Origin of the sequence: Parasphingorhabdus sp. JC815 (genome assembly GCF_040717415.1) — a bacterium.
Taxonomy (GTDB): Bacteria; Pseudomonadota; Alphaproteobacteria; order Sphingomonadales; family Sphingomonadaceae; genus Parasphingorhabdus.
Window position 1 is genome coordinate 465,320 of sequence record NZ_JBFEFM010000001.1, and the last position, 12,862, is coordinate 478,181.

General features: G+C 50.3%; 10 protein-coding genes. 7 read left to right on the forward strand and 3 right to left on the reverse strand.

Annotation, left to right across the window (positions count from 1 at the left end; all coding sequences use genetic code 11):
* Positions 1-67: 67 nt before the first annotated feature.
* Both AB1K62_RS02265 and AB1K62_RS02270 read right to left on the reverse strand, forming a co-directional pair.
* Complete coding sequence (locus tag AB1K62_RS02265) at positions 68-1,024, reverse strand: DMT family transporter (protein ID WP_367000899.1); 957 nt, start codon at positions 1,022-1,024, stop codon at positions 68-70.
* Complete coding sequence (locus tag AB1K62_RS02270) at positions 1,021-1,992, reverse strand: DMT family transporter (RefSeq protein ID WP_367000901.1); 972 nt, start codon at positions 1,990-1,992, stop codon at positions 1,021-1,023. The genes AB1K62_RS02265 and AB1K62_RS02270 overlap by 4 nt, the downstream gene beginning before the upstream one ends.
* 314 nt (positions 1,993-2,306) lie before the next feature.
* On the opposite strand from AB1K62_RS02270, the gene AB1K62_RS02275 reads away from it, so the two are divergent.
* From AB1K62_RS02275 to AB1K62_RS02285, 3 genes are read left to right on the forward strand one after another with little or no spacing between them, the layout of a single operon-like run.
* Positions 2,307-3,011 carry an RNA polymerase sigma factor gene (locus tag AB1K62_RS02275; RefSeq protein ID WP_367000902.1) on the forward strand — a complete coding sequence of 235 codons (705 nt, stop codon included), beginning with the start codon at positions 2,307-2,309 and terminating at the stop codon, positions 3,009-3,011.
* Between the two features lie 15 nt (positions 3,012-3,026).
* Complete coding sequence (locus tag AB1K62_RS02280; protein ID WP_367000904.1) at positions 3,027-3,608, forward strand: ferritin-like domain-containing protein; 582 nt, start codon at positions 3,027-3,029, stop codon at positions 3,606-3,608.
* Positions 3,609-3,651: 43 nt separating this feature from the next.
* Positions 3,652-4,119 carry a c-type cytochrome gene (locus AB1K62_RS02285; protein WP_367000905.1) on the forward strand — a complete coding sequence of 156 codons (468 nt, stop codon included), beginning with the start codon at positions 3,652-3,654 and terminating at the stop codon, positions 4,117-4,119.
* Positions 4,120-4,152: 33 nt separating this feature from the next.
* Here the strand turns inward: AB1K62_RS02285 and AB1K62_RS02290 are convergent, their stop codons facing one another.
* On the reverse strand, positions 4,153-4,641 hold the full coding sequence (locus AB1K62_RS02290; protein ID WP_367000907.1) for an Lrp/AsnC family transcriptional regulator: 489 nt from the start codon (positions 4,639-4,641) through the stop codon (positions 4,153-4,155).
* 602 nt (positions 4,642-5,243) lie between these two features.
* Between AB1K62_RS02290 and AB1K62_RS02295 the strand changes: the two genes are divergently transcribed.
* The 4 genes from AB1K62_RS02295 to AB1K62_RS02310 all read left to right on the forward strand — a co-directional run bounded on the left by AB1K62_RS02295 (position 5,244) and on the right by AB1K62_RS02310 (position 12,845).
* Positions 5,244-6,314, forward strand: coding sequence for an efflux RND transporter periplasmic adaptor subunit (locus AB1K62_RS02295; protein WP_367000909.1), 1,071 nt, complete (start codon positions 5,244-5,246; stop codon positions 6,312-6,314).
* 3 nt (positions 6,315-6,317) lie between these two features.
* Entirely contained in the window at positions 6,318-9,554 is a 3,237-nt protein-coding gene (locus tag AB1K62_RS02300) for a multidrug efflux RND transporter permease subunit (RefSeq protein ID WP_367000910.1), read from the forward strand.
* Positions 9,551-10,960 (forward strand): efflux transporter outer membrane subunit, encoded by a 1,410-nt coding sequence (locus AB1K62_RS02305; RefSeq protein WP_367000911.1) that lies wholly within the window; start codon positions 9,551-9,553, stop codon positions 10,958-10,960. The genes AB1K62_RS02300 and AB1K62_RS02305 overlap by 4 nt, the downstream gene beginning before the upstream one ends.
* Positions 10,961-11,240: 280 nt before the next feature.
* Entirely contained in the window at positions 11,241-12,845 is a 1,605-nt protein-coding gene (locus AB1K62_RS02310) for an HAD-IB family hydrolase (RefSeq protein ID WP_367000912.1), read from the forward strand.
* The last annotated feature ends 17 nt before the right edge of the window (positions 12,846-12,862 follow it).

Genomic DNA, 12,862 nt, shown 5'->3' on the forward strand with positions numbered 1-12,862 from the left:
GTTGGAACCCAAATATCCGCCGGACATTCGGATCGCTAAATAGTTACTCAGAATATCATTGCCATATTCATCGTGGTTGCCGCTTTAATCTAAACCGTGATCCAATGGTTCCCTGAGCAATGAAAATACCTAGCAGAATAAGGGCGATACCGGCGATGTGGAACAAGTAAAGCCGTTCGCCCAGAAACAGCATGGCAAGGCCCGCACCCATGACGGGCAGAATGTTCATATACTGTCCGGTGGCAGCGGAACCGATAAGCTCCACGCCACGATTGTAGAATAGATAGGCAAAGAAAGACGGAAAAATAGAGACATAGGCAATGGCGAGATAGCTTTCGCGTGAAGCGACTATATAGCGGCCGCTGGCGATATCTGCGGCATAAAATGGAGCGATAACAATTATACCGATCATCAGTGTGGCGGCTAGAAAACTTAACGGATGGACGCTTGGTCGCCGCCGAAGCATAACGGCGTATACAGACCAAAGCAGCACCGCAAATGCGATAATGGCATCACCCTGATTCAAATTAAGATTTAACAGTGCCATGACATCTCCTTGCGAAATGATCGCCAGCACGCCCGCTAATGATATGATGACACCGCTAATTTGCCGGACAGACACATGTTCTCTCATCAACACCGCGCCCATTATCAGAATGAGCGCCGGTTGCGCCGCTTGCAGGAGCATAGCGTTAAGCGCGGTAGTTGATTGCAAACCAGAATAAAGAAGCGTGTTAAACGCGCCAATTCCCAATATCCCCAATAGCAACATGATGCGCCAATTTGCTTTAAGCGTCGGCCAGTCGCGTTTGAGGTGCGGCCATGCCAACGGGAGCAAAAGCAAAAGGGCGAGGCTCCAGCGCCAGAAGGCCAGTGAGACAGGCGGCGTCAAATCACGCGCCGCTCTGCCAACTATGCTGTTACCGGCCCAGAATAATGCCGTGAAAGATAGTAAAACATACGCGTTCGACCACAGAGCGGAAGCCATTTTCCTTGATGGAGGTTTTTTGGGTAAGTCGCTCATGGAAGGTCGTTAAACTGCTCGCCTGTTTGCCGAACTGCGCCAAAACGGATGGTGAACCAGTTGCGGGCTGCACGAAACCTGAAGGGATGTTGTGAGTTGGGCATGGCCCCTATTATGAAACCTGTGACAATTAGCAAGCCTCCGGTAATGTCGGCTACACCAAGTGTTTCCCCGGCAAGCCAGCCAATCACTCCGCCAAAAACAGGTTCGGTTGCGTAGATGAGCGAAGCCTTGGACGCATCCACCCGTGCCTGACCCCAACCCATTGCAAACTGGATATAGGCTGTGGAAATGCCAAAGCCTATAATGATCCAGAACAGCACAGGCTGATTAAGCTGGGGCATGGGTTCGCCAATGAGGAATGATGATAGGCCAGCAACAAGCGAGGTAAAGAGTAGCGTCGTCCACGCAAGCGCCATTGTGTTTACGCCCTGTGAAAACTGGCCAAGCACAATGACCTGCATGGCAATAAAACCGGCACTGGCAAGTGCGAAACCGTCGCCAGTGCTTAAAGTTGCCGTAGTGTTGGCAATCCCCGCCATCACACCGACGCCGGTAATGGCCAATGCAACGCCCGCCCAGATATTTCTGCCGGGATTGCGCTTGAACAGGGACCAGTGGAGAAGGGGAACCAGCGGAACATAAAGCGCGGCCAGAAAAACTACGCGCGCACTGGGTTCTGTTTTCAGAGCATAAGCCACACTTACCGAGCCAAAGGCACCGAATAGGGCAACAAAAAAACCTCCGACCTGTTCCCGCCGGGTCAATCGCAAAAGCGAGCCGCGCAGTAAAATTCCCAGAAACAAAGCCGCTGCACCAAAACGCAGCGCGACAATCGCGAACGGGCCGCTATAGTCCAGACCCAGTTTCGTAACAAAAAAGCCGCCACCCCATAGCGCAGCCGCACTTAGCAAGGCCAGTTGTGGCAAAAACATTCCGGCAGAACCAACGGTGCGCGACAGAGCCATTTCCGATCCCTTTAAAAGCTAAATTATGAGTGAGTGCGACAGCGGTTACAAAGTCTGTAATAGCTACATAGCTCTTATAGAGGTTTTCAGCGAAACTAGTAATCGAAAGCATCACTAATCGCCGCAGACTATACGGAAATAGCTTCCGGTTTCAGCAGTATCTGCATTATTCTGTTACTTAATTTTTTCAGGCAGAATCACGCGTTATATCCTTTGTCAGACCGTCGGAAAGCTGTTGGTTGACGGATTGATTCAAGAAATCGGGAACATTAACTGATATGTGTCGTCAAATGGGCAGAAGGACGACATTCCCAATGAACATAAATACACCCATGAATGATGCCACGACCAGATATGAGTCTTTGAGCGACACACAGCTTGCACAGCGTGCCTATGCGCGTGACGGTGCGGCAATCCGGTTAATCACCACGCGCAATAATCAACGTCTTTTTCGAACAGCCTGGAGTGTGTTGCGAAATCATGCCGATGCCGAGGATGTTGTTCAAGAGACTTATCTGAAAGCCTTTGCCGCGATGAACGGATTTACCGGTCAATCGACGCTTTCGACATGGTTGACGCGAATAACAATGAATAGCGCGATAGACCGCCAGCGTTCGATTGCCCGTCGTAAAGCCGCGCTGGATAAGCAGGATATAGCTCTGATGGAACATTACCGCTCCAACTATGCCTCATTAGGTGGCGTGCGGAACCAGCCCAATAGCCAGCTTGCAAGATCCGAGCTTTCCAGAGTCCTGAAACTCGCGATCGCCCGGCTGCCGGATCAATATCGCATGGTTTTTGTCCTACGTGAGGTAGAGGCCATGTCGGTGGCCGAAACGGCTGATGTTTTGGAAATTGGTCAGGCAACAGTACGCTCCCGGCTATTTCGTGCGCGCCGACTATTACGCCGCGATCTGGAAGCAGAATATGCCGACATAGCCGAACATTCGGTCACCTTCGCCGGTGCCGATTGTGAAGCCATGACAAGCCGGATCATCACAGCTCTTGATTGCAAATAAATGGAGAAAGAAATTATGTCTGATATAAAATTGGCAATGCCGTCACGTCGTTCAATCATTGGCGGAGCGGGTAAGACGCTCTCGGTCGCGGCTGTTGCGATGATTGTAGGTGGTTGTTCAAAAGCCGCAACATCAACCGGTGATGGAGATACGGCGCAAGACGTGTCGCTGCTCAACGCGGCCATCGCGCTTGAGCATGAAGGCATTGCCGCTTACCAGATAGCCGCGACCAGCGGACTATTGCAGCCCGCTGTTGTCGAAATCGGAGTGACATTTCAGGGCCATCATAAAGGCCATCGGGACGAACTGGAAAAAGCGGTTAAGCAATTGGGCGGTGAGCCGGTGGCGGCAAAAACCGATGCTGAATATGCCGAGGCGCTTAACGTCGGATCCCTGAAAAACCAAGAAGATGTTCTGCGCCTTGCACTGGGGCTGGAGCGCGGCGCGGCTAACGCCTATCTGGGGCTTATTCCCTCGCTAGGTACCGATTTTCATCTGGTCGCGGCTCAAATGGCAGGTGATGAAGCCTTTCATGCTGCAATTCTTGGTAATGCTTTGGGTGAACCGATTCCTAAGTCAGCCTTGATATTCGGATAAAATATATTTTTCTGAAAGATACAAGATCATCAAGGTATAAAACATGGGTTCTCGACTGGGTTTAGCGCTGGCTATTATTGCAGCCATTATAACCTTCATTTTCATTCAGAGTGATGCAAATGAATCCAAGCCATTGCCTGTGGACGAGAAGAATGGAAGTACCGGTCTGGAGCAAGTGGCATTATTCCCCCCGCTTGCCCGGGCCGCTACGCGCTCTGCATTGTCCGGAAAAAAACTATACACCCGCCGGTGCGGGGCCTGTCACTCGATAGATCAAAACCGTGTCGGTCCCCGTCATCGCGGCGTGTTCGGACGAAAAGCGGGCAGTGTCTCGGGCTTTCGCTATAGCAAGGCACTTAAAAACCTTAATATCAGATGGAATGAGAAAAATCTGGACCGCTGGCTCACCAATCCCACGGCCATGGTGCCAGGAACATCAATGGGGTTTCGGCTGAATAAGCCGGATGAGCGGCGTGCGATTATAAATTATCTGAAATCGGTATCTGATTGACAGTCTGTGTTATTAAAGCACACACTGGAACAATTACTTTTCATGACCGGCAAACATTGGAACGCCGGTCCAGTTCTTTATCCTTCGCATTGATGGAACGGTCCGTATAGTTTCTATTTGAAGTTCACCGTCATTCAGTTTGTCAGCGATAGCGGTCCAATTCTCCATATCGGCGACAAGAAACTTCACCAGGTAATCATAGCTACCTGATACGCGATAAGCTTCAATAGCTGCGTTCATTTCTTGCAAGGTATTTTCGATTTTGCGTCTGCTTGTCGTGTCATGAGCTGAAATGGTTAATTCGGCAAAAATTGTCAGAGTTTGACCCAGTTTTGCAACATCAACCTGCGCTTTATATCCTGTGATGACGCCATTTTTTTCCATCCGCTTTACCCGGGCCAGGCAGGCGCTAGGTGACAATGAAACGCAATCCGCTAACTTGTGATTGGTAATGCGCCCATCATCTTGCAAGACGGCAAGTATCTTGCGGTCAATTCGATCAATGTGGAATTTCTCCGGCATCTGCATTCCTTTTCCGCAGTTTATGCGGCAATTTGTGCAAAGTTCAATGACTTGTTTTGCGTTTTATGGCCCATAGGGCGGTGGTTGGTGCTGCCGATTAGTGGCGGCACAATCTGTTCGAGAATATTATTTTGTCAAAATGGATCAAGGTCACAACTGCAACCCTGAACATTTCCATTTTAGGGCAGTTTAACGACTTCTTGGGTGGAATGCGTAAAAAATCATGGGTGCGATATGCTAAAATCGAATTATGAGGTGCGAAAAACGAAATTGGTTCACAGTTGAAACATTCAAAACGCGTAGATAAGCGCTTTTAAATACACGAAAATCAAGAGAAAGACAGCGCCGGATATGATGGTGCAAATTAAAACCGATAGTCTTACTTCGCTTGCGTGCTATTAATGAATGGCGTGCCATTACCATCACGAATATAAATAATCAGTCTAAAATAAGTGCCGAAACCAATCAGGTTGAGAATATTATATCAGGGTTATGAGATAATTGAGAATTAAATGAGAAAAACGGTTAGTTTAACGTTTGCACTGCTATTGGGCCTTGCTGGTTGCAGCGGCTCCGAATCTCCTTCGGCGCCGCCTCCGATCATGGTCGATACATATGTAGTCAAACCTGTTTCGATTCCTAATATCATAGAGCTGCCCGGACGGATTGAGGCCGTACGGGTGGCTGAGGTGCGGGCGCGGGTGAACGGTATTGTGCAGCGCAGGTTGTATCGGGAAGGTACGGATGTCAGCAAAGGACAACCATTATTTCGTATCGATCCCAGTGAGCTTCAGGCTACTCGCGCACAGGTGAAAGCCAGTCTTGAACGCGCTCAGGCGACAGCAGCCAATGCACGGGCGGTGGTCAACCGTTATAAGCCGCTGGTCGCAGAGCAGGCCATCAGCCGCCAGGAATATGACGCAGCCGTAGCTGCCTCACGCGAAGCAAGCGCAAGCGTGGCTCAGATTAAAGCTGAACTTGCTGCGGCTGATTTACAGTTGGGATATACTAATGTCCGCGCTCCGATCCGTGGACGTGCGAGACGGGCCGAAGTCACTGAAGGGGCTCTGGTTAGTGCAGCCGAGGCGACATTATTGACCCGTATCGAACAATTAAACCCGGTCTATGTCAATCTTTCCCAATCTTCGAGTGAAGTTATGGCGGTAAGGCGTGCGGTTGATGAAGGACTGATTGAATTTGATGAGCGCCAGAAAACCAGAGTGGAGCTTTCGTTTGAAGACGGCTCAATTTATCCCATCGAAGGGTTTCTTGATTTCTTTGATTTTTCCGTAGACGAGAATACGGGAACGGTGAGTTTGCGCGCCGAATTTCCAAATCCCGGAAGCAATTTATTGCCCGGTGAATTTGTGCGGGCCAAAATCTATCTCGGAGAAATCAAAAACGGTATAGAGATTCCTCAGCGAGCAGTTCAACTCAGCGAGACAGGCGCAAGCGTTCTTATCATTGATTCTGAAGGAAAAGCGGCAGTCCGCTCTGTTGATCTGGGGCCACTGGACGGTGACAAGTGGATTATCAAAAGCGGATTATCGGTTGGTGACAAGGTTATAATCAGCAATCTTCAGAAGATCAGACCAGGCGCGGCTGTCAAAATACTCACAAAAGAACAACGCGGTCGCGAGAATAAGCAACCATCCTCGAAGAGTCAGCGCTAACCGATGTCCCGTTTTTTCATTGATCGCCCAATTTTCGCATGGGTAATTGCGCTTGGCATTATCTTGTCCGGCATCCTTGCATTGCGTAGTCTTCCGATTGAGCAATATCCCGATATTGCTCCGCCTTCTTTGACGATTTCTGTCAATTATCCGGGGGCAGATGCCGCGACACTCGAGCAGAATGTCATCCAGCTTATCGAGCAGCAGCTTAATGGCGTAGAAGGCTTTCTCTATATGTCATCGACCAGTCAGTCGAATGGCACCGGTTCGATTACGATCACTTTTGATGCGGGCACGGACATAGATATTGCCCAGACGGATGTCCAAAACCGGTTGAGTACGGTGGAAGCGCGGCTTCCTGCCGATGTTCGCCAGCAAGGTATTCAGGTTCGCCAGGCCAGTAGCGGTTTCTTGCAAATCGTCGCCCTGACATCAAAGACAGGTAAACTTAACGCTACTGACCTCGGTAATATTGCGGCAACGCAGATTGCGGACGAATTGCGCCGGGTCGAGGGTGTTGGTGATATTACACTGTTCGGGTCCGAATATGCCATGCGGATATGGCTGGACCCTGAGCGGTTGGCGTCGTTCAGATTATCTCCTGCGGCTGTGCTCGCCGCTATCAGGGAACAGAACAGTCAATCTGCCGGTGGTTCACTTGGCGCGTTGCCGATCCTGGAAGATACCCAGATCAACGCGACAATAATAACGCAAAACAAATTCTCTACCGCTGAAGAATTCGAGCAGATCATATTGCGGGCGGACACGGGCGGTGGGACTGTTCGATTAAGCGATGTTGCCAGAGTTGAACTGGGCGCGCAGAACTATTCTACATCAACCACCCTTAACGGTCAGCCAATGGCTGGCATGGCGGTCCAACTGGCAACTGGCGCTAATGCTTTGGCAACGGCACAAGGCGTGGATGAACGGATGCAGCAACTGGGCAGCGGGCTCCCCGAAGATGTCGAGTGGGTAGTGCCTTATGACACCACACCTTTTGTCAAATTATCTGTAAAGCAAGTCGCCCAGACTTTGATCGAGGCAATAGTGCTGGTCTTTCTGGTCATGTTTTTGTTTCTCCAGAGCTGGCGGGCGACGCTTATCCCGACCCTTGTTGTTCCCATTGCTTTGGCAGGTGCATGTCTTGGATTGTGGCTGTTCGGATTCTCGATAAACGTGCTCTCGCTGTTCGCCATGGTGCTGGCTATTGGTATTTTGGTGGATGATGCGATCATCGTTGTGGAAAATGTCGAGCGGCTCATGCGCGAAGAGGGATTGTCTCCGGTTGAAGCGTCACGCAAGGCGATGGACCAGATTTCAGGCGCTATTGTCGGGATTACGCTTGTCCTCGTGGCTGTATTTCTACCCATGGCATTTTTTCCCGGATCGACTGGCGGTATTTATCGGCAGTTTTCTGTCACGCTAGCTATCTCAATATTATTCTCTGCACTAATGGCTTTGACGCTCACGCCTGCTCTATGCGCGACTATGCTAAAGCCGATTAAAAAAGATATATCGGACAAGCCGGTTGATAAAGCAGAGCGAGACAGTGAAAATATATATGATGAGCCTGCTTACAGTCGCGAAGGATATAAAGCGGTCTACCACCGCATAATCAGCGGCGGGAGCCGATTGCTTGAAAAATTCAATATCTGGTTTGCCGGGATCACAGAAAAATATGGTCGTGCAACCGACACCATATTGTCTCGGCCTATGCGGGGTTTGGCGGTTTTCATATTGTTGGTGGCTGCGGCGATATTATTGTTTATGCGTTTGCCTACCGCATTTCTGCCGACCGAAGATCAGGGCTTTTTAATCACCGCCATACAAGCCCCGCCGGGCGCAACCAGCAAACGCACTGAGGAAGCGATCAAACCCGTTGAAAATTACTGGTTAGGCAAGGACGAAGTAGAAAATCTGGTCGTCATTCGCGGGTTCAGCTTTTTTGGTCAGGGACAAAGCAACGCGATGATGTTTACCTCGCTGAAACCCTGGGAAGAGCGATCGGGCGAGGGTGGCGGGGCAACCGATCTGCTGATGGATGCGATGGGGCGGTTTTCGCAAATTGACGCGGGCAATGTATTTGTCATTCAACCACCAGCGATTGCTTCGCTTGGTACGGCCAGTGGATTTACCCTGAAATTGCAAGATCGCGGCGGTGTTGGTCGTGTTGCCCTTACCAATGCGCGTAACCAGCTACTAGGGCTGATGGCGCAAAGCGATATGCTATCTGGCGTCCGCCCAGAGGATCAGCAGGCAAGCCCGCAACTTAAAGTCGATATTGACCGCGTTCTGGCTCGTTCACTGGGGCTTGCTATTACCGATGTAAACTCGGCATTGGCGATCAACTTTGGTTCTTCCTTTGCCAATGAATTTGTTCGCAACGGGCGGTCGTTACAAGTCTATGTTCAGGCCGATGCGCGATACCGTATGACACCGGAGGATGTGCTGGCATTACGCGTTCCTAATGATCAGGGTGACTTAGTTCCATTCAGCACATTTGCAACAGTGAAATGGACTGCCGGACCACCAAGTCTTGGACGATATAACGGCTATCCGGCGATGACCATTTCAGGTGAAGCAGCGCCCGGAGAATCATCGGGTGATGCGCTTGCGGAAGTCGAAGGGCTGATCAATCAATTGCCCGCCGGTATCGGATTTGAGTGGACTGGACTCAGCTACGAAGAAAAGCAGTCTGCAGGACAGATCGGACTTCTTCTGGGATTATCCGTGCTGGTCGTTTTCCTGTTACTGGCTGCACTATATGAAAGCTGGGCCATTCCGGTATCAGTATTGCTAATTGTGCCGGTCGGTGTGCTTGGGGCAGTGATTTTTTCAATGCTCCGCGGGTTGTCTGCCGACGTCTATTTCAACATCGGGATGATTACGATCATCGGTCTGGCTGCGAAAAATGCCATATTGATTGTTGAATTTGCCATTGAAGAAGAAGAGGCTGGCAAGCCTGTTGTCGAAGCGGTCAGAGAGGCTGCAAGACTTCGTTTGCGGCCCATCATCATGACTTCCATGGCGTTTATTCTGGCGATGGTGCCGCTGTTTATTTCGACCGGCGCTGGCGCGAATAGCCGCATAGCAGTCGGTACCGGCGTAATGGGTGGTATGATTACCGCCACGGCAATCGGTGTTTTCATGATACCCCTGCTTTATATGCTTGTAAGACAAAAGCTTAGTCGCAAAGCACCATCGGCGACGGGTGAACTGGAAGGGGAGACTGCCCAGTGAAGCGTTTTATCCTTATAGCGATGACGGCTGCACTTAGTGGATGCACCAGTCTGGCCCCGGACCACAATCGGCCGGAATTATCGTCCGCTGCTGTTTATGATCCAGCCTTTCGTCCTGATGGTTCAGTTATAGCATCACAATTGAGCTGGCGTGACTATTTCAAAGATCCCCAGCTAAAGGTTCTTTTGGCTGAAGCGGTTGAAAATAACCGCGATCTTATGGCTGCCACCGCCCGGATTGCACAGGCACAAGCGCAGTATAGAATACAGGATAGTCAGCGCCTACCCGCTATCATTGCAAGTGGCGGTGCTACGCGAAGCCGAACGCCTATTGGTACAAATGGCACGGGTGGCGGAACTAGTGGACCCAATTCGGTCACCTTGAACAGATATAATGTCGGTGTCGCGGTTAGTTCGTTCGAGCTTGATTTTTGGGGGCGTGTAGCCAATTTGAGCGAGGCTGCTCGCGCGGAATATCTTGCCACCGTGTCAGCGCAGCGGGCATTCTATCTTTCTCTGATCGGTGATGTTGCGTCAACATATCTTGAAGTGGTGGAAACACAGGAACAAATCGCCCTTTCCGAAGCCACGGCGGAAAGCCGAAAAGAAGGGCTGAGAATTGCAAAAATCCGAAGTGATGCGGGTGTCACCTCTGCGCTTGATTTTCGTCAGGCCGAGGTTCTGCTTACTCAGGCAGAGCAGGCACTGGCTGGACAGAAACTGACTCTGGCACAGGCCCAGAACCGTTTGACCGTGCTTGTCGGTGGTAAATTACCATCTGATCTATCTCAGAGCGATATGGCGGAAAACAAGATATTTGCTGGTGATCTGGACGCTGGCTTGCCCTCAAACCTGTTATTGGTCAGGCCCGATATTGTTGCAGCGGAAGAGCGACTGCGCGCTGCGCGAGCCAATATTGGAGCGGCAAGAGCGGCTTTTTTCCCTAGTATTTCGCTTACCGGCTCTACTGGTTTTGCATCAAATGATCTGGGTGATTTATTCAGCGGAGGTAGCTTTACATGGAGCTTTGGGCCTTCAATCAATCTTCCGATATTTGATGGCGGCGCGCGCAACGCGCAATTGAAGCTTTCAAAAGCGCGTGAATCCGAAGCTATCGCCAATTACGATAAGGTGATTCAAACTGCGTTTCGGGAAGTTTCTGATGCACTGGCGGGCCGCCGCTGGATCGGTGAACAGGTTGAAACCGCCCGACGCGAAGTAATGGCTCAGGAACGGATCGCTCATATTGCGGGCTTGCGATATCGTGAAGGCGTTTCCAGTTATCTGGAAGTTCTGGATGCTGAACGTAGCCTGTTTTCGGCTCAGCAAAGGCTGCTTCAGATATTGCGGATTAAAAACCAGAATAACGTATCGTTGTTTGTCGCTTTAGGCGGCGGCTTTGAATGAGCATTTTACAACAAACGAGTGGTTTTTCCCGTTAACCCCGTCAGGTAAACCGTCATACGACCGGAAGCGGAGATAGCTGCATGGGCCGCGTGCGATAACCATGCTATCCACCGCATATCTGGCCGCCGCATATTTAGATATATAGACCATGAAAATGATCTATTATCGGATTAACCCATTAAAAGCTGGGAAATACATCCCTTTTTTGGCAGAATATATGCAGGCTGGGTCGCTTTAGTTGTTTTGGGGGTCGTTTTGGGAGTTGTTTTGAGGGGAAATAATGTCTGATCGGGATTCCCATTTGCAAGATGTGCTCAAAGCACCTGAAGGCCCGCATATTGGTGCTTTATTTGACTTTGATGGCACGATCATCGCCGGCTATTCGGCCACTGCTATGCTGTGGGAGAAGATTAAACGGCGCGAATTAAGTGCCGAAGAATTGGTCGAAACAGCAAATGTGATGGCGCAATATAGCATGGGCAGTCTGGGATTTTCCGGCCTGATGATGGCAGCGTCGAAATTTATGAAGGGCGTGACCGAGGAAAGCTATTTCCAGTTCGGCGAAGAATTATACGCAAAACATATCGCGCGCAAAGTTTACCCTGAATCGCGCGCTTTGATTGAGGCGCATATTGCTAAGGGGCACACGGTCGCGATTGTTTCCTCTGCGACGATTTACCAGATTGAACCAACGGCGCGGGATTTGAATATCGAGCATATATTATGTTCGCAATATGAAGTCGAAAATGGCGAATTTACCGGTAATATAATCCGCCCATTATGCTTTGGTGAAGGCAAGGTGATTGCCGCTGAAAAGCTGGCAAAAAAACACAAGCTTGATCTGGACGAAAGCTATTTTTATTCGGACAGCTATGACGATATCGAACTGCTTGAACGGGTCGGAAAACCCCGCCCGTTAAACCCCAGCGGTAAGCTGACAGAAGTTGCTCGAGAGCGCGGATGGCCATTACAGAAATTTGATAGCAGAGGGCAGGGCAAACCTGTCGATTATCTAAGAACAATTTACGCGACCGGTTCGCTGGTAACATCTTTTGTAGCGGGACTGCCGATATGGGCGCTAACAGGTTCACAGCGAGAGGCAACAAATTTTTCGACCGGGCTGTTTGGTGATCTTGCTGCTGCACTTGTCGGAGTGCAACTGGATGTTAAGGGCGAAGAAAATCTGTGGGCGCAGCGGCCCTGTATTTTTGTCTTTAACCATCAAAGCAAAGCCGACGTGATGATAATCGCAAAATTGGTTCGCAAGGATGTTGGAGCTATTGCGAAAAAGGAAATCCGGGACATGCCGGTCATTGGCAAGGTTCTGGAGTTTGCCGGGACTGTATTTGTGGACCGGGCCGATGGCCGAAACGCGATCAAGGCGATGGAGCCTTTGGTTGAGGCAATTACCACAGATGGCAAATCAATTTGTATCGCCCCCGAAGGAACGCGCACTTTGTCGCCGAAAGTCGGGCCGTTCAAGAAGGGTGCGTTTCATTTAGCGATGCAGGCGGGTGTTCCGATGGTCCCCATTGTCATCCATAATGCCGGTGATGTGGCCCCTAAAAATGAATTTGTGATGCGATCTGCAACGGTCAAAGTAGAAGTTTTGCCTCCGGTAGACACCAGTGGCTGGAAACGAGCGACGCTCAATGATCATGTCGCTGAAGTGCGGACTATGTTTCTACAAGCACTGGGCCAGTGGGAGGATGAGAAGTCGCTGGAGAGAGCGATTAAGACAAAGCCTTCCAATCGCAAAAAAGCGCCGCGAGCAAAGGCTTCGGCTGCAAAGACGGCGAAGCGTAAGCCAGCTGCATCAAAAAAACCGGAAGTTATATCGCCGGGAACAAAATCATCCCGGAAAAAGTCAGAAGTGAAGACATAACAGGCGATAAAATTAGG